An 18,448-nucleotide genomic window follows, 5' to 3' on the forward strand; every position below is an offset into this window, starting at 1 on the left:
TGAGATTCACCTCATTCTATCTCTTCATAAATTAATGTAACTAACATGGCGCGAAGAATACGCGAACGTAACGCATCCCGCTCAGGTAACATATAACGCAAAGTAGCACGGCCCACCGCAGCAAGCATCAGCTTAGCTTCACGTTCTGTAATGACTTCTTCTTCAATTAAACGGATGATGACATCTTCCGCCATAGTAGAAGACGCTTCACTCTCTAAAATCTCCAACGCTTGTTCAAGTAAATCCTTTCGGGAGTTGGTACGTACCCTGTAAATCCGGATATAGCCCCCGCCCCCTCGCTTAGACTCTACGGCGTAGCCTCTTTCGACTGTAAACCGGGTTTTGATTACGTAATTGATTTGTGATGGTACGCATTGGAATTTCTCGGCAATCTCATTTCTTTTGATTTCAATAGAAGCGCTATCTTCCTCTTCTATAATCGACTTCAAATATCCTTCTATAATGTCAGAAATATTACGCATCTCGTCACCTCATTTCGCTCGATCTTCTAGTTGACTTTGACTATCTTTGACTTGATTGTATCGCAGAAATTAGGTGGGATGCAATTCATTTGTTTATATGTATACCTTATTACGTCGAAAGAAAACCTATTGCTAGGTTGCCACAGTTAGCTAATGATTATTCAATTAGTCTTGAGACAAAAACATGGCGGAGAGGTTAGCACCGTTGTCCAACGTTCCAGACGGGTACTTTCTACTTATGGTGAACTACTGTAATCTTTCTATAGTGTATTCTAAACGAATAGTAAAAGACTGAAGAACAGATCCTTATAGTGGATTGTCTTCAGTCACAAAGTATACAAATAATTTTATTCATTTTATTTAAATAGTGATGGGTTCTTTGTTCAAAGGTTCCAAGTCAACTTCGAAGCCCATATCTTCAAGCATTTTTTGATCTTGATCGTTTTCTTGGCCGGCTGTTGTGAGGTAATCGCCGATAAAGATAGAGTTTGCAGCGTATAGGCCTAGTGGTTGTAGGCTTCTTAGATTAACTTCACGTCCACCTGAGATGCGGATTTCTTTGCTAGGATTAATGTAGCGGAACAGACACAGGACTTTTAAGCAGTAACGTGGCTCCAGTTCTGATGTCCCTTCTAATGGAGTTCCATCCACTGCATGCAGGAAGTTTACAGGTATTGAGTCTGCATCCAGTTCGTTTAGGCTGCGCGCCATAGAGATGATATCTTGCTTTGTTTCACGCATGCCGACGATGACACCTGAACATGGAGATATGCCTGCTTCTTTGGCAAGTCCTACAGTATTTACCCGATCATCGTATGTATGCGATGTAGTAATACTTTCGTGATGCTCTGCAGAAGTGTTCAAGTTGTGGTTGTAGCGGTCGACTCCCGCCTCTTTCAAACGAGTCGCTTGTCCTGGTTTCAAAATACCTAGACAAGCACATACCGTCATGCCTTTGTGTTTCTCTTTAATCTGTTTAACAGAATCAATGACAATGTCCAGTTCACTGTCACGCGGTCCCCGTCCACTTGCTACAATGCAATAGGTGCCCGCTTTATTAGCAGCAGCACGTTCTGCACCTTCTAGTATTTCTTCCGATTTCATCATCGCATACTTTTCGACAGGTGCTTTTGAAATGATGGATTGTGCGCAATACCCACAGTTTTCTGGACATAATCCTGATTTCGTATTGATGATCATATTTAACTTTACTTTATTTCCAAAATAATGCGATCGAATTGAATACGTTGCGTGCAGTAATAATAGTAAATCTTCATCTGGGCTATTTAATATTGCGAGTGATTCCTCATCAGTTAATACATAACCTTCAAGTACTTGTGTAGCCAATCTTTGGTAGTTCATTATAACGTACGCCTCACTTTCAAGTGTTTTGACATTCTAAACGCGAATACGCCTGACAATACAGCAAGAGTTAAATCTTTCGGCAGTGGAGGCATCATCCATAGCCAAGCAATCTTATAGGTAAACACGTCGGGTGCAGCAGCCCACATCTTGTACGCAAAATACATCCAACTTGTGCCTAGTATATAGTTGATTGCTGTAGCGACCAATGCTGCGGTAATAAAAGCAGACATGGTGTGTTTTCGCTCTACAATCTTTCCCGCTACATAAGCGATCAGAATAAATGTGAGAATAAAGCCAAACGTCGGACTCAAGATCTGACCGAAGCCTCCAGAAAATTTAGCAAAAACCGGCGCGCCCGCTAGCCCTATTAACATATAAACCGTCATCGATAACGCACCTAGACGACTGCCAAGTAATAGTCCTGATAAGATTGCGAAAAATGTTTGCAATGTGATGGGTACTCCACCAACTACTAAAAACGGCACGAAGGATGTAATATTCGCTCCAATCATCATTAACGCTGCGAACATCCCACTGTAGACAATAGTTAATGCGCTAAATCTACTTACCGGTCGTCTCTCTGTTGCTATTGTCATTACGACACCTCTTTTTATATTAGTTACCTCACAAATAATATCGGTTAACTCATTTATTGTCAACATAATTTATTATTTAGTTAACCAATAAAAGTAGACAAAAAAAGACTGCAGCATCACGCTGACAGTCTACTTCTTCTCATCAATCTGTTCTTCTTTTTCTTTTCGAAACAAAACACTTGAGATTAATCCACTAAATATAGCAGCCGCTATCGTAATGTACACACGCATATCATAAGCAACTTCCTCGTAACTGTTGCCTATCATAATCCAAGCAAGTGTACCTACAAGAACAGCGATTGGAAATGAGTATTTAAAGAATCGCATAATTCCTCACCTTTTTGAGTTGATTCTTGTATTTTATCATATATGCCACAATTTCTCTATGCTCTAACTCCGCACTTTGAACTTCACCAAACGTTCACTTGACGGTATCCAACAAAGCCGCTATGATATGGTTAGAATAATCGAAATAATTGAATAAGAAACATATCTTATCAAGAGAAGCCGAGGGACTGGCCCGTCGACGCTTCAGCAACCAGCCATTTTGGCAAGGTGCTACTTCCAGCAGTCTGTCAAATCGACACACTGAAAAGATGAGAGGGAACTAGTCATTGAGATTACAAAGCCTTCTAATATACTTGAAGGCTTTTTTTGATTAAAAAAAGCAAAGGGAGATGGAATTATGTCATTGCTCGAGAAACTACAAACAAATGTCCTAACGGCAGATGGTGCAATGGGGACGATTTTATATTCTTACGGAATTGATTACTGTTATGAAGAACTAAACATAGAAAAGCCTGAAATTATAGAGCAAATTCACCAAGATTACATCACAGCCGGTGCAGATATTATCCAGACAAACACTTATAGTGCGAACGCAAACAAATTAGCTCGCTACGGTCTAGAAAGTCATGTTACAGAATTCAATAAGGCAGCTATGAAAATTGCAAAACGTGCAGCGGCACCTGGCGGGCAATTTGTACTTGGAACAATAGGCGGCTTGCGGGGGATACGTAAAAGCGATGCTACATTGGATGAAATAGAAAAAGTCGTACTAGAACAAGCCAATGCATTATTGGCAGGTGATCCTGATGGTCTTCTATTAGAGACGTATTATGACTTTGAAGAGTTATCATCCGTAGTTACAACATTAAAGAAAATCACGGATGTCCCATTGATTGCACAAGTTTCTATGCATGATCCCGGCGTATTGCAGAACGGACTTTCATTAAACGCCGCACTTCATCAGCTCGAGTCTCTTGGAGCAGATATCGTAGGAGTCAATTGTCGATTAGGTCCTTACCACACGATTCAAGCATTCGATAATGTGACATTACCGGAAAAAGCATTTTTATCCGCATATCCAAACGCCAGTCTATTAGATGTTGAGGATGGCCGTATTGTCTATGAATCAGAAGCAGAATACTTTGGACGCGCTGCCGTATTACTTCGTGATCAAGGCGTTCGGCTGATTGGTGGATGTTGCGGGACAACACCTAAGCATATTAAAGCTGCGAAAACACAGTTAGCGCGACTGACACCTATCACAGAAAAGGTTGTACAACCGGCAAAACCTATCGTGATTCATGAAGCGGGTCCTGCAAAACATCAACCTCTTCATGAAAAAGCGAAAACAGAGCGTACAGTAATTGTAGAACTAGATACACCACGCCACTTGGAAACGGACGATTATATCAAAGGTGCAAATATGTTATATGACGCTGGAGTTGACGCTATAACAATGGCAGATAATTCACTTGCTTCCCCTCGCATCAGCAACATGGCGATGGGCTCGATCGTTAAGATGCAACATAATATCCGCCCGCTTGTACATTTAACGTGTCGGGATCACAATCTTATCGGCTTACAATCACATTTGATGGGGCTTGATGCATTAGGTATTCACGATATCCTAGCTGTAACAGGCGATCCGACAAAAGTTGGGGACTTCCCCGGTGCTACAAGTGTCTACGATGTATCCAGCATGGAGTTATTGCAATTGATTAAGAAATTGAATGAAGGGATTTCATTCTCTGGTAAGCCGTTGCGCAAGAAAGCCAGCTTCTCCATTTCAGCAGCTTTCAATCCGAACGTACGTGTAATCGATCGTGCTGTACAACGGCTTGAGAAGAAAATTGAAGCGGGTGCGGACTATTTCATCACTCAGCCAGTTTATACGAAAGAAAAGATTATCGATGTATATGAAGCAACAAAACACTTGGATACACCGATCTTCATCGGTATCATGCCATTGACGAATATACGAAATGCAGAGTTCCTGCATCACGAGGTACCGGGCATCAAGCTTTCAGAAGATGTGTTGGAAAGAATGCGTGAATGCGGAGAGGATCGCGAAAGATCAACTGAAACAGGTCTTGAAATCGCAAAAGAATTGATAGATACAGCGGCACAATATTTTAATGGGCTGTATCTCATCACACCATTCCTGCGCTACGATATGACATTAGAGTTGTATGAGTATATTAAGAAAATAGACCAGCAGAAGGAGAGGGAATTAACACATGCAGAGACATCCTATTGAAGAACAACTAGATAAACGAATCCTGATCATTGATGGTGCGATGGGGACGATGCTGCAAGCGGAAGATTTCTCGACGGAAGACTTCGGCGGAGAAGAATATGATGGATGTAATGAATACATGAGTGTGTTGCGCCCCGACGTCTTGGAGAAAATTCACGATGAATATTTAGAAGCCGGTGCTGATATCATTTGTACGAATACATTTGGCGGCACTCCCCTAGTACTAAATGAATTTTCACTTGGTCATCGTGCAGATGAAATTAATGCAAAGTCTGTAGAGATAGCGAAAAAAAGTGCGGCGAAGTTTTCTACTCCAGAATGGCCACGTTTTGTCGCAGGTGCGATCGGACCTACGACAAAAACGCTTTCGGTCACGGGCGGTATTACGTTCGATGAACTATCCAATGATTTTTATGTACAGGCTAAAGCGCTTATAGAAGCAGGCAGTGATTTGATACTGATGGAAACGAGTCAGGATATGCTGAATGTGAAAGCTGGAACAATTGGTATTAAAAAGGCATTTGAAGAGCTTGGACGCGAAATTCCTATCATGATTTCAGGTACGATCGAACCGATGGGTACAACACTTGCTGGACAAAGTATTGAAGCATTCTATATTTCCATTGAACACGTCCATCCACTTTCGGTGGGTTTAAACTGTGCGACAGGTCCAGAATTCATGACGGACCATTTGCGTTCATTATCGGACTTAGCGACAAGCTACGTAACCTGCTATCCAAATGCGGGATTGCCAGATGAGGAAGGACATTATCATGAATCTCCTGAATCACTATCGAAAAAACTGGAAGGCTTCGCTGAAAAAGGTTGGTTGAACATGGTGGGCGGCTGCTGCGGTACAACGCCTGATCATATTCGCGCAATACGTGAGGTAGTTAAAGATAAGGCTCCACGCAAGATGCCCGAAAACCCTCATGGTCATGCTATTTCAGGGATTGAACCTTTGCTTTACGACGATACATTGCGTCCATTATTAATTGGTGAACGTACAAACGTTATCGGTTCACGTAAATTCAAACAACTAATTGTAGAGGAAAAGTTTGAAGAAGCTGCTGAAATCGCACGAGCACAAGTAAAACGTGGTGCTCACGTATTAGATATTTGTCTTGCGAACCCTGACCGTGATGAATTGTACGATATGACTCGTTTCATGAAAGAAGTCGTGAAAAAAGTCAAAGTTCCTCTTGTCATCGACTCTACGGACGAAAACGTTATTGCGGAGGCGCTGAAATTTTCGCAAGGTAAAGCAATCATTAACTCTATTAACTTAGAAGATGGTGAAGAACGCTTTGATGCTGTACTTCCTTTAGTAAAAAAATATGGAGCAGCTGTCGTTGTAGGAACGATTGATGAAATCGGGATGGCAGTTACGAGAGAACGTAAACTAGAAGTCGCCTTGCGTTCTTATGATTTACTCGTCAATAAATGGGAGATCCCACCAGAAGATATCATTTTTGATCCACTTGTCTTCCCTGTTGGTACAGGCGACGCGCAATACATCGGATCAGCGGTGGAGACGATTGAAGGAATTCGATTAATCAAAGAAAAACTACCGCGCACCTTAACGACTCTCGGTGTCAGCAACGTATCTTTCGGGTTACCTCCTGTTGGTCGTGAAGTGTTGAATGCCGTGTATTTGTATCACTGTACACAAGCAGGTCTAGATTATGCGATTGTAAATACAGAGAAACTTGAACGCTTTGCATCGATTCCAGAAGCAGAAATCAAGCTGGCAAACGACTTGCTGTTTACAACAACTGATGAAACATTAGCAGAGTTTACGGATTTCTATCGTGGGAAGAAAAAAGAAAAGTCAGAAGATGACATTCCAAAAACCGTGCCTGATCGTCTTGCATACTATGTAGTGGAAGGTACAAAAGAAGGTTTAATTCCTGACTTGGAAACAGCTTTAAAGACATATGATGAACCACTCGATATCATCAATGGTCCTTTAATGAAAGGAATGGCTGAAGTTGGACGACTATTCAATGATAACCAACTGATCGTAGCTGAAGTTCTTCAAAGTGCTGAAGTCATGAAAGCTTCTGTTTCCTATCTTGAACAATTTATGGATAAGAAAGAAGACGATAGTGGGAAAGGCAAGATTATTCTTGCAACTGTAAAAGGTGACGTACATGATATCGGAAAAAACCTCGTGGAAATCATCTTAAGTAATAACGGATTTAAAGTAATAGACATCGGGATTAAAGTTACTCCAGCTGCATTAATTGAAGTGATTCGTAAAGAAAAACCAGACATCGTAGGACTATCAGGACTTCTTGTAAAGTCTGCACAACAGATGGTGTTGACGGCACAGGACTTTAAGGCAGCAGGAATTGACACACCGGTAATGGTAGGTGGAGCTGCATTAACAAGACGCTTTACTGAAACAAAGATTGCACCCGAGTATGACGGCCCTGTTATTTTTGCAAAAGACGCGATGCAAGGCCTTGATTTAGCAAACCGTCTCCAAAGTAATGACAAAGGCACGCTACTCGAGGAATTAGCAGATAGTATAGAGAAACGTGAAACCAATGATGCGATTAAAGCAAGTCGAGATACTTCAGCGGTTGCAGTGAAGCCACGTCCTGTGAAAACGGTACGCACCGATGTTCCTGTATTCACCCCAACTGATTTACGCAGACGGGTCGTGAAAGATTACTCGGTTGCCCACCTACATCCTTACGTAAATATGCGTACACTTATTGGTCACCACTTAGGCCTACGAGGAAATGTCGATAAAATGCTTGAAAGAAAAGAAGAACGCGCAGTACAACTTCATGACATGGTGACTGGATTCTTGAAGTCCGACAAGATGAGAGCTTCCGGTATTTATCAATTCTTCCCAGCCCAAGCAGACGGCGATGACGTAATCATTTATGATCCGAAAGATTCAAAAACTGAAATTGAACGATTTACGTTCCCGCGTCAAGAAAAAGACCCATTCCTATGTTTGGCTGATTACTTGAAAACAGTGCAAAGTGGCGAAATGGACTACGTTGCATTCATGCAAGTGACCGCTGGTAAAGGGGTCCGTGATTATGCAAACAAACTGAAGGAAGAAGGAAAATTCCTTGAAAGCCACGCATTCCAAGCAACTGCATTGGAATTAGCGGAAGGTTTCGCTGAACGGATTCACCAAGAAATTCGTGATCAATGGGGATTCCCTGACCCAACAGACTTTACCATGCTCGAACGTTTCGCAGCTAAATACCAAGGTCAGCGATTCTCATTCGGCTACCCTGCTTGTCCAAATCTAGAAGATCAAGCTAAACTCTTCGGCCTCATCAAACCGGAAGATCACGGCGTCGTGCTAACCGAAGAATTCATGATGGAACCAGAAGCATCCGTATCAGCCATCGTCTTCGCACACCCCGACGCACGATACTTTAACGCATAACCCTAATGCTAAAAGCGCCGTCTAGACTCGACAGGCGTTGGAGGAAATAAAAGAATCCGCCATCTCTGAAATACTAGAGTTGGCGGATTCTTCGTATTAAAAAATGATTAGCGGCATCTTCTGCGGCGGTGACAACCTTCGCCACCCCACATACCTCCATATCCCGGCCCTCTTCCTGGCATGATAGTAGAGCCCATAACATTTTCAGTAGTTTCTGTATAGTAGTGCTGTGGCACACCGACTACGTGGTGTCGATTCACATTCACGATCGGATGAATAAATGGCATTTCCTGTTTAGTGAAGCAATCGTTAAAGCGATATTGCGGTGGGCAAAAAACGGGTTGAAAACCTTGCTGACCATGCATACCTTGATGATGCTGATGGTGTCCCCATCCCTGCTGACCATGTCCGCCTGACATTCCACAATGTCCTTGATTCATTTCTCCACCTCCTTATACCTTATTACATGCGAGCTAACACATTTGTTACGGGCTACCGCCATAGTATAGTGAAAAATAAATAGCAATGACCTTTATCATTAGAGATAAAAGTCATTGCTATTTTGTTAATAAGCTATTTATAACTCACAGCTTCTCCGTATAGAAGGCTACTCATAACCTAGACTATTTTCTATTGATTCTGGTTTCTTCACAATAAATTTACACCCGTTTAATGCGCTATGGACCGGAGCACCTTCACCTACCATATTCTCAGAGTGTAAAAAGTCAGAGTCGCGACGCAACGCCAGCTCAGCTGGATGAATGTATTGGCGTTTCATACCTTTCCACTCCTTCTTTTTTATATGATATGATGCACAAGACAAATCGATCCTAATCATCTTCTCTTATATACTAACCACAAAGTAATTCACTCTATTCAGTTTAATGAGCATGAGTGAAGTTAAAACTATGTGGGTATAGTACGATATCACCTATTTTTAAAGGAGAGAATATATATGAAACGAAATAGAATTATACTATTTGATGGCGAATGTAACTTCTGTGATGCAAGCGTTCAGTTTATTATTAAACGTGATCCATACAAACACTTTTCATTCGCTTCGTTACAAGATGATGTAGGTAGAAAACTTCGTAAGGACTATCAAATTCCTGACAACGTTGATAGCTTAGTATTGATCGAAAATGGGAAAGCTTATACAAAGTCAGGCGCAGCCTTGCGTATCGCAAAAAAACTGGATGGTTTATGGCACTTGGCATTTCTATTCGTAGTCATCCCACCAGCAATCCGCGATATCGTCTACGACTATGTTGCAACAAACCGATATAAATGGTTCGGTAAAAAGGAATTATCCTGCATGTTGCCTTCACCTGAGGACCGTCAACGTTTTATGGCATGAAGTGTTTAATCATTATAAAGCCCTGATGCAGTAAATAAAAAAACTGAAAACAAACTCCCATTTTTTGAGAGTTGCTTCCAGTCCTAGCCTTCCTATTGCATGGAAGGCTTTTTTATGAAGTAAATTCCTTATATTCCTCGTCGGTAAAAGCACGAGATCTAGTTAAGAAACGTTTCCCTTCCACTCCTTCGAGCGAAAACATTCCCCCACGTCCGTCGACTACATCAATAATCAGTTGCGTATGTTTCCAATACTCAAACTGGCTTTTCATCATATAGAATGGCATACCACCAATATGACCAAGCAAGATATCCTGATTACCTACAATCAAATCTCCGTCTTCGTAACACATCGGAGAAGATCCATCACAGCAACCGCCAGACTGATGGAACATCAAAGGACCGTGCTTATCTTTTAACAATTTTATAAGAACCAACGCTTTTTCTGTTGCGATTACTCGATCTGGCATAGGATTTCCTCCATTCACTTTGAATCCTCCAGATAGATTCGATTAAAAGAATCCTAGTTTACTTTCGTCGTAACTAACGAGCATGTTCTTCGTCTGCTGATAATGTGCCAGCATTTGCAAGTGATTTTCACGTCCGATCCCTGAAGCTTTATAGCCACCAAATGCAGAGTGTGCCGGATACGCATGATAACAGTTCGTCCATACGCGTCCTGCCTGAATTCCGCGACCGAAGCGGTACGCCGTATTCATATCACGCGTCCATACACCTGAACCTAGTCCATATAATGTGTCGTTCGCAATTTCTAACGCTTCTTCTTTATCTTTGAATGTTGTAACCGCTACTACGGGACCGAAAATCTCTTCTTGGAAGATCCTCATTTTATTATGCCCTTTAAATACAGTCGGCTTCACATAATACCCCTCTGCAAGATCCCCTTCGAGTTTGTTCTGCTCTCCACCCGTCAGACATTCTGCGCCTTCTTGTTTTCCGATATCCAAGTAGGAAAGAATTTTTTCCAGTTGTTCAGTAGATGCCTGAGCACCCATCATGACTGTTGGATCCAATGGATTACCCGTCTTGATCGCTTTAACACGCTCAAGTGCACGTTCCATAAACTTGTCGTAAATGGATTCCTGAATTAGCGCTCGGGACGGACATGTACAGACCTCCCCTTGATTCAAGGCGAACATAACAAAACCTTCGACTGCTTTGTCAAGGAACGCATCATCTTTCGCCATTACATCTTCAAAGAAAATGTTCGGGGATTTCCCGCCCAGTTCTAATGTGACCGGAATCAAGTTTTGAGAAGCGTACTGCATGATCAGACGACCTGTTGTCGTCTCGCCAGTAAAAGCGATTTTATTAATTCTAGGATTGGACGCTAGGGGTTTTCCGGCTTCCAGTCCAAAACCGTTGACGACGTTTAAAACACCTGCTGGTAGTAAATCTTCGATTAATTCTACCAATACCAAAATAGACGCTGGTGTTTGCTCAGCTGGTTTTAACACGATACAGTTTCCTGCCGCCAATGCCGGGGCAAGTTTCCATACTGCCATTAGAATCGGGAAGTTCCAAGGAATAATCTGACCCACGACTCCTAATGGCTCATGGAAATGGTAGGCTACTGTGTCGTTATCAATTTGACTGACTCCGCCTTCTTGTGCACGAATTGCAGAAGCAAAGTATCTGAAATGATCTACTGCAAGTGGAAGATCGGCATTCAACGTTTCACGGACAGCTTTTCCGTTATCCCATGTTTCAGCTACAGCCAGCATTTCCAAATTCTCTTCAATACGATCTGCTATCTTCAGTAATATATTCGAACGTTCAGTAACTGATGTTTTTCCCCATGCATCTTTCGCCGCATGAGCAGCATCCAGAGCCAGTTCAATGTCTTCTTCCGTAGATCTCGCCACCTGGGTAAATACCTTACCTGTAACTGGTGTTGGATTATCGAAATACTGGCCTTTTACTGGTGCCGTCCACTTACCACCAATAAAATTATCATAGCGTTCCTTGAACTGAACTTTTGAACCTTCTGTATTCGGATTTGCATAAACTAGATTTTCTGAAGCTTGTACCATACTGCGTCACACTCCCTGTTCTCTCATTTTTCTATTAGTCTAGTGCAATCATTTTTGCACACAGAGCTACTATACGAATCTCTATAGAACTTTATGCGAATTGAATGCGCTTACATGTAGTATCTTTTATAATAGCGGAAGATTCCATTTCTTTCAACTAAATACTTTTCACTTTAAATATACGGCAGAAGTTTCGCCAATTACACTGGCTGGAACTAACTTATTTACTATTCATAATCCAACTGTGCGATAAAAAAATTCAATGTAGAATATTTTCATTCTATACTTTCGAAAGAAAAAACCCTGTTTTCCCCTATATAAGCGGTAAAACCAGGGTCTTTTATTCCCAAGAAAAGAGTATAGATGCCAAGATTGATTTATAAAGCTCAATCCCTATCCACTCACATAGTGCAGGTCAGACAAATAGAAATCGCTTATTCCATTAGTTGTGTTGTCATTCTTTATCGTTCAATCGTCTCTTTATATGATTTTCTATCTGAGGAAAGCTTTGTAACACGCACCTTCAAGTTTCGAATAGAATCCTCGGTCAACTCCAATTTACCTTCCTTATGATGCTTCTTCCACTCTTTAACGTTTTTTCTATATAGTTTCTCTGAAAGATGATAAATATCAACGTCTATTGTTAAAGCATCCTCATACGTTTCCTTAATTTCACTTTCCACCACTTTTTCTATCTCTTTCCGAATTCGATCTGTCGTAATATCTTTTCCCATTTCACTGACAGTTGCCGATAAATCGACATTAATATCAAACTTCACTTCTCCCTTTCCAGTAATCGGCTTGATTTTCACCTTCACCTTATCAATGATCATCGTAAAATAATTTCCTCCGTCCAATTTAAAGGTAACTTGGCCCCTTTTCGTATTATTTGACATCCATTGTATTCCTCGGGCTTTGTCACCTGAGATAAATCCCTTGAAGCTGGTAGGGGTAATTACACCCACCCCTGACAAAACCGGTGCTTTAATAGGCTCCTGCATAGACTTCCAATTTTCCTCCACTGAAATTAATGGAATCATCGCCTCATGGCCAGGCTCATCCAGTCCGATTAGTAACTGTCGAATATTTAGTGGCTGTATGAAAGATTCTTGTTCATAGGAGTTCTTGGGATCACCAAGCTTAGACAATGTGATTGATTTATTAAGAACGGGTCTTAATAAAAGAACATCTTGCACGGGATCTTTCGTGGTGTACAGCCAAATTTGATATCTTGTTTCCTTATAGCGAATAAAACTATCAATAACCGGACTTAATTTCCCTTTAACCATCACGTCTTCTGATGCAACAATATAAGAAAGATGACCCCAAAACAATTTTTGATCTACTGAATGATATAATTCAAAAAGCGCTTCATCCATTGTATTGCCTGTGGCATGTCCAACTTCCGCTTGCACGGCTCCGATATCAATGGGTTGCTCGCTATTTGCTGTATTAGCAAAACTGACAAGTTGCACATACACTTCGTATTTTCCATCCTTAAAATCCACACCGACCCCATTGATATAAAGCATTCTTTCCGGCTCATTAGAATCCACACAGCCAGAAAGAACTGCTGAAAGGATTGCCAAAACTAGCGCAAGTATACGTGCAGTCATTTTCCACCTTCTTTGTTCCGTGTTTTATCCTTGGGACTTAGCATATTCGGACGCTTTTTATATTGTTTGGGATATAAACGCAAAAGCGACTTCTGTATGGTCTCCCAGCTTAAATCCGTCGCAATATTCATGTAAGGCACCCCGAATGTTCGAATACTAGCTAAGTATAGAACGGTAAAATAGAGCGCCATAAGGAATCCAAACAGTCCAAAAAAGGACGTTAAGATAATGAAAAATATACGTAGTATACTCACGGATCCCACCAACGATTGGTTAACCAACGTAAATGTCGAAATCGTTGAAGCCGCTATAACGACAATCATAGCGGGACTTGTAATTCCTGCCCGAATGGCGGCATCTCCAATAATTAACCCACCCACAACGCCAATCGTTCCTCCAAGTGCAATTGGAAGACGTAAGCCTGCCTCACGAAATAATTCAAACATGAGTAGCATGAGTAGCATTTCAAGTGTTGTAGGCAACGGCAGTCCCGTATTAGCTTTCACGACTGTCGCTAATAATAGAAGGGGCAATTGATCTTGATGAAATGTTGTTAATGCGAGCCAAAGTGCCGGTAAAGTTATACCTATCGACAAACCAAAAATACGCAATATTCGTTCCAACGAACTATAAATAGCTATATTCTCATTATCATCACTTGTTTTAACAAGTAAAAACAGGTTTATGGGCAAAATTACAGCATAGGCCGCCCCATCAACAAAAATGAGAAATCTACCTCTTGCTAGGGATTGAATCGCATTATCGGGTCGACCTGTATAGTTAGTTCTTGGGAAGAGTACGCCCTTAATATCCATACTCTCCATCAGTAAGTCCGGGCTGAATACGATATCCATATCAACTTTTTTTATCTGGTTTTTTATACTATTTAACGTCTCTTTACTAGCGATATCGTCAAAATATAGAAGAGCTACTGTCGTTTTAGTTCGCTTCCCCAATTCAAATTTTTCCACACTCAATGAACTCGTTGGTAAACGCTTCCGGATTAGCGCGATATTGACCGAAACGTCTTCAATAAAATTATCCCTAGGCCCTTTAACCGGTGCTTCTAATTTTGTCTCTTCGGGATTTCGGTTTGGTTTTTTTGCAATATTACTTGAAAAGAGAAGACCAAACTCCTCAAAATATAGAAGCAAATTTCCGGTGTATACGAGTGTACCCGCTTCATTAATGTCTTCCACTCTTTTTAAATCCGGAATGTGTAATTGTGCTACAATGGCTTCTTCTGTCGTTACATCCTTCAAATGATTCATCATAAGCTGAACACGTTGAACAATGACTTCATTCAGTAATTGCTGATCGATCATGGCATTACATGTAATGAATACTACTGGACGTTCATTGAACGTGTACGATTGAAACTGAACATCCGCGGACTTTAGAAACAATTGTTTCATGGAATTTATATCTATTTCCTTTTCATCCGACTTCATGGTTCTTCACCATTTTCTGTATAGATTTTATGTTCTGACTTTTCTAGATGGTTTTCTTGAAATCAAAGCAATAACGACTAAAAAGAAAGATAGAAAGAGCATGAAGAATAAAGTGATGATCAATACATAATCTCCTTTAATGGTATGAAAAAGACGATCATCCAAAAGAGACAACGACAACGTCATAAAGAAAAAAGCGGGGGCAAGTATTTTCCAAATACGCTGTTTGTCTCCTGTCATATTTAACAAGTCCGCTGCTATGAATAAAAGAAGCCCCACTCTTATGAATGCACCTGACAACCATTGATAAATTGAAGCAAAATCAAAATGCTCGATAAACCGCCCAACCGATCCCAGTCCCCATTCTTCATAGGCGGGAAATCTTTGTTTTGTCGCTTCGGTTGGACCAAACTCCGTTATGGCTCCAATGGTAGGACCCATGGTCAAACCCATCAAAATGAAAAGCATAATAGCGAAATGATACCACCGCATCCGATCTTTGACTTGTTGTTGTATGAACAAGAACAACAAAATCTCGACAAATCCGGATGCTGCAAACATCGCGGTAGTGAGTACAGGTTGAAATCCATGTTCCAAAAAAGGTTGAAGCAACTCATAATTTTTCACTTGCATATTCGTAAATGCAATAAAAAAACCTAAAATAACGATCCAAAATAAAATAAGTACATTAACCATCGCAATCGTTTGTAAGTTTGTGGTGACAAGTAGGATACATAAAATGGTGTAAACGATTACCAACGGCAGCATAGGCGTTTCTGGCAGAAAAGTTGACACCATCCAAAATAATGTCTCACCCATTGTAAATGCGGCCATAATAATTAAAAAGAAAGCCGTTACGTACCGGAATATGGCTGTAGCGACTTTCCCGATGTTCGTCTCCAACCACTTTGTTAACGGTTGTTGATTTGATTTTTTATGGATGTAAAGTACGAGAAAAAGCCAAGGAAAGATTGCAATAGTTGCCACTAGAATAGATATCCATCCATCCCTTCCCGCCCCTTTCACCAATGACGGGATAATAGTCACATGATTTTTCAAACCAATTATTGTCATCGACAGGAAAATAACATGCAAGACACTTATAGAACCGGTTTTTTTCATACGAAAACCCTCTAACGTTTTTATATCATTTAGCTTTGACAATAATAGATAAAATTATACTTACTAGACGATAGAATAGAGGGGAAGGATGATACTATTTTCTCAACTGCATTAATTACATGTGGTATAACGCCAATAATTATCTCCCAGCACACCTGACAAATACGCTAATCCTTCACTTTCAGTACGATGGACGGAACGCCAGTCCTCTCCGTCAAGCGCTAAATAAATTTCATGATGAGGTGCATCATTATGATAGCCAACCAGGTCAATGTTCCCTTCCTGATCCACATGAGCTTTCACTTCATAATGAATTGGCGGTGAAGTGGTTAATGGATTGCCTACGTCATGATTGATTGTAAAATGAACTTCTGTCGATTTCCCTTCCAACCGATCAATGTCTATACCATCTACAGACGCATGGTCATGACGCTTATACCGTTTCATCGTATTCAAGCCGATTGACGGTCCCGTGGCTTTCGTAAATTGCAATGTACTGTCTCCCCCGATAAACTCTCCTTCTATATCCACACGGGTACGGAAGCTTTTCCCTTCTGGATTAAAGTCCCGATCATCTCCTGTAAAGTATGGTATCGGTGAAAAGAGATTCGGATTCTTTATAATATCTTCCTTTAAAAATGTCGTATAACGGAACTTCCACTGTTCCACTTCTTTTGTCTTTTTCCTGTCAGCTACCGGTTTTAGTAATTGATTCCGCTGCTTTACCCGTACAGAAAAAGTGTAGATTTCTTCTGTCGGTTTATTCTCAAGATTTCGAGGCATAATCACTTCATACACTTTTGATGCGATCGATTTACTGACATTCATTTTCTGATTGCTGTCAATCAATGGACGCGTTGCCGCGACACTATATACTACCGACTCAGAAAGACTTGTCTCACGATCAATAAAACGATTATCAGTAATTGTCTCGATGTATTGTCCGTTGCGGTAAATATCAAACTTCTCTACGTCCTTAATCCACTCCCATGACAGTGCAATTTGTGATGGGGCGACAATCGTTGTAATGACTAAGCGTTGTAAAGGATGTTCATCTTCCTGTACTTCTGTTAGGGCGGACGTCTGGATAACAATCACATCTTGAACCCGTCCTTCCTCCACTCGTTCCACTGTATATTGAAAAGGATGTGACGGGTCTAATTCACCATCCGTAAACTTCGGAGCCGTTCCTTCATATACTTGCCTGTCATTTTTATAAACACGATAATAACCACCTGTGTCACTCCATGTGAATGATATATCATCCAATGAATGAACCATCTGTTGAATTTCAAATAATTTCTCCATTTGCGATCTGCTCCCTTTTATCTATTTCATCTGAAACAGTTATACGCCTTCAGATAATTATGTAACATTCAGCATATCGTTATACCTCTTTGTCTATGCGGAATCGCTCATTTCCAAATACTTAGACCTTCTAATCCCAGTATTATTTCAACCTTTTTCATGTATATGATATAATTAGCCTGTCTGATACATAGCCACCACTAGGGGCGCCTTCTTTTCGGCTGAGATGCGATTACGCAAACCCTTTGAACCTGATCTAGCACATACTAGCGGAGGGAAGTGGGTAGTTTTCATACCCAATTGCCCATCTATGCATGGGTTTTTTGTATATATACCTTTAAAGGGAGGAAAAGAAACATGCAGCTTATTCAAGAACTTCGTCAAAGGCAACCGCTCGTTCATTGCATTACAAATTTTGTAGTCGCGAATTTCCAAGCAAATGGTTTACTTGCAATAGGCGCTTCTCCCGTTATGGCGGATGCAGTAGAAGAAGCAGAAGATATCGCTAGAATTGCCTCTTGCAGCATTTTAAATATTGGCACATTGAAGCAACAAACAGTAGATGCAATGATTTTGGCAGGAAACAGTGCCCGCGCAGTAGGAAAACCCGTCGTACTAGACCCTGTGGGTGCAGGCGCCACAGCTTTTCGTAAAGCTAGCGTCCTGAAAGTACTGAACGAAGTAGACGTCACACTGATCCGTTGTAATGCAGGGGAACTTGCTGCAATTGCAGATGTTCCATGGGCCGCCAAGGGTGTTGACGCAGGTGAAGGTTCTGCCGACATCAAAGGTATAGCGACAATGACTGCTCGCAAGTATAACTGTCTGGTTGCAGTATCAGGCGAAGTGGATATTGTCACGGATGGTGATTCCACATTATCCATTACAGGCGGTCACCCCATGATGACTACCATTACAGGTACGGGGTGTTTACTTAGTTCTGTCACGGGTGCTTTTCTTTCTATAGGAATGGAATATCCCTTGGAAGCTGTAGCAGATGCACTTTCATTTTATAAACGGGCTGGTGAACAGACAGCTAAAATTTCACGTGGTCCTGGCGACTTTGCTGTGAACTTCATAAATACATTACATACATTGGATAGCGAATCGAAAACATTTTCAACCTAATAGACAG

At 41.1% G+C, this 18,448-nt stretch carries 16 protein-coding genes and 2 riboswitches; of the genes, 4 read left to right on the top strand and 12 right to left on the bottom strand.

What is annotated here, in order from left to right; all coding sequences use genetic code 11:
* Nucleotides 1–11: 11 nt before the first annotated feature.
* The 4 genes from SporoP8_RS08175 to SporoP8_RS08190 all read right to left on the bottom strand — a co-directional run bounded on the left by SporoP8_RS08175 (nucleotide 12) and on the right by SporoP8_RS08190 (nucleotide 2,770).
* The gene (locus SporoP8_RS08175; RefSeq protein WP_029053306.1) at nucleotides 12–482 is read right to left on the bottom strand and encodes a CtsR family transcriptional regulator; all 471 of its coding nucleotides are present in this window, start codon (nucleotides 480–482) and stop codon (nucleotides 12–14) included.
* A gap of 360 nt (nucleotides 483–842) precedes the next feature.
* Nucleotides 843–1,844 carry a biotin synthase BioB gene (gene bioB, locus SporoP8_RS08180; protein ID WP_143560927.1) on the bottom strand — a complete coding sequence of 334 codons (1,002 nt, stop codon included), beginning with the start codon at nucleotides 1,842–1,844 and terminating at the stop codon, nucleotides 843–845.
* The gene (locus SporoP8_RS08185; protein ID WP_085132041.1) at nucleotides 1,844–2,443 is read right to left on the bottom strand and encodes a biotin transporter BioY; all 600 of its coding nucleotides are present in this window, start codon (nucleotides 2,441–2,443) and stop codon (nucleotides 1,844–1,846) included. Before SporoP8_RS08185 ends, bioB begins: the two co-directional genes overlap by 1 nt.
* A gap of 129 nt (nucleotides 2,444–2,572) precedes the next feature.
* Nucleotides 2,573–2,770: a hypothetical protein gene (locus tag SporoP8_RS08190; RefSeq protein ID WP_085132042.1), complete on the bottom strand. Its 198-nt coding sequence runs from the start codon at nucleotides 2,768–2,770 to the stop codon at nucleotides 2,573–2,575.
* 164 nt (nucleotides 2,771–2,934) lie between these two features.
* Nucleotides 2,935–3,046, top strand: a riboswitch (SAM riboswitch).
* A gap of 82 nt (nucleotides 3,047–3,128) precedes the next feature.
* On the opposite strand from SporoP8_RS08190, the gene SporoP8_RS08195 reads away from it, so the two are divergent.
* Both SporoP8_RS08195 and metH read left to right on the top strand, forming a co-directional pair.
* Complete coding sequence (locus SporoP8_RS08195; protein ID WP_085132043.1) at nucleotides 3,129–4,988, top strand: bifunctional homocysteine S-methyltransferase/methylenetetrahydrofolate reductase; 1,860 nt, start codon at nucleotides 3,129–3,131, stop codon at nucleotides 4,986–4,988.
* The gene (metH, locus tag SporoP8_RS08200) at nucleotides 4,969–8,406 is read left to right on the top strand and encodes a methionine synthase (RefSeq protein ID WP_085132044.1); all 3,438 of its coding nucleotides are present in this window, start codon (nucleotides 4,969–4,971) and stop codon (nucleotides 8,404–8,406) included. The genes SporoP8_RS08195 and metH overlap by 20 nt, the downstream gene beginning before the upstream one ends.
* A gap of 107 nt (nucleotides 8,407–8,513) precedes the next feature.
* Here the strand turns inward: metH and SporoP8_RS08205 are convergent, their stop codons facing one another.
* Together SporoP8_RS08205 and SporoP8_RS16525 are read right to left on the bottom strand one after the other, a co-directional pair.
* The gene (locus SporoP8_RS08205; protein WP_085132045.1) at nucleotides 8,514–8,846 is read right to left on the bottom strand and encodes a hypothetical protein; all 333 of its coding nucleotides are present in this window, start codon (nucleotides 8,844–8,846) and stop codon (nucleotides 8,514–8,516) included.
* Nucleotides 8,847–9,013: 167 nt separating this feature from the next.
* Complete coding sequence (locus SporoP8_RS16525) at nucleotides 9,014–9,184, bottom strand: hypothetical protein (RefSeq protein ID WP_157111238.1); 171 nt, start codon at nucleotides 9,182–9,184, stop codon at nucleotides 9,014–9,016.
* A gap of 177 nt (nucleotides 9,185–9,361) precedes the next feature.
* On the opposite strand from SporoP8_RS16525, the gene SporoP8_RS08210 reads away from it, so the two are divergent.
* A complete protein-coding gene (locus SporoP8_RS08210) occupies nucleotides 9,362–9,763 on the top strand; it encodes a thiol-disulfide oxidoreductase DCC family protein (protein WP_085132046.1) in 402 nt (133 codons plus the stop codon).
* Between the two features lie 112 nt (nucleotides 9,764–9,875).
* On the opposite strand, the gene SporoP8_RS08215 is transcribed toward SporoP8_RS08210, so the two are convergent.
* The 6 genes from SporoP8_RS08215 to SporoP8_RS08240 all read right to left on the bottom strand — a co-directional run bounded on the left by SporoP8_RS08215 (nucleotide 9,876) and on the right by SporoP8_RS08240 (nucleotide 17,313).
* Complete coding sequence (locus tag SporoP8_RS08215) at nucleotides 9,876–10,232, bottom strand: DUF779 domain-containing protein (protein WP_085133592.1); 357 nt, start codon at nucleotides 10,230–10,232, stop codon at nucleotides 9,876–9,878.
* Nucleotides 10,233–10,274: 42 nt separating this feature from the next.
* Nucleotides 10,275–11,816, bottom strand: coding sequence for an aldehyde dehydrogenase (adh, locus tag SporoP8_RS08220; protein WP_085132047.1), 1,542 nt, complete (start codon nucleotides 11,814–11,816; stop codon nucleotides 10,275–10,277).
* Between the two features lie 461 nt (nucleotides 11,817–12,277).
* Entirely contained in the window at nucleotides 12,278–13,432 is a 1,155-nt protein-coding gene (locus SporoP8_RS08225) for a Ger(x)C family spore germination protein (RefSeq protein WP_085132048.1), read from the bottom strand.
* Complete coding sequence (locus SporoP8_RS08230) at nucleotides 13,429–14,883, bottom strand: spore germination protein (protein ID WP_085132049.1); 1,455 nt, start codon at nucleotides 14,881–14,883, stop codon at nucleotides 13,429–13,431. Before SporoP8_RS08230 ends, SporoP8_RS08225 begins: the two co-directional genes overlap by 4 nt.
* A gap of 27 nt (nucleotides 14,884–14,910) precedes the next feature.
* Nucleotides 14,911–16,005, bottom strand: coding sequence for a GerAB/ArcD/ProY family transporter (locus tag SporoP8_RS08235; RefSeq protein ID WP_085132050.1), 1,095 nt, complete (start codon nucleotides 16,003–16,005; stop codon nucleotides 14,911–14,913).
* A 111-nt stretch (nucleotides 16,006–16,116) separates the two neighbouring features.
* Entirely contained in the window at nucleotides 16,117–17,313 is a 1,197-nt protein-coding gene (locus SporoP8_RS08240) for a DUF3238 domain-containing protein (protein WP_085132051.1), read from the bottom strand.
* Nucleotides 17,314–17,505: 192 nt separating this feature from the next.
* A riboswitch (TPP riboswitch) is annotated at nucleotides 17,506–17,608 on the top strand.
* A gap of 62 nt (nucleotides 17,609–17,670) precedes the next feature.
* Between SporoP8_RS08240 and thiM the strand changes: the two genes are divergently transcribed.
* Complete coding sequence (gene thiM, locus SporoP8_RS08245) at nucleotides 17,671–18,441, top strand: hydroxyethylthiazole kinase (RefSeq protein ID WP_085132052.1); 771 nt, start codon at nucleotides 17,671–17,673, stop codon at nucleotides 18,439–18,441.
* Nucleotides 18,442–18,448 lie beyond the last annotated feature (7 nt).

The organism is Sporosarcina ureae (assembly GCF_002101375.1).
GTDB lineage: Bacteria > Bacillota > Bacilli > Bacillales_A > Planococcaceae > Sporosarcina > Sporosarcina ureae_B.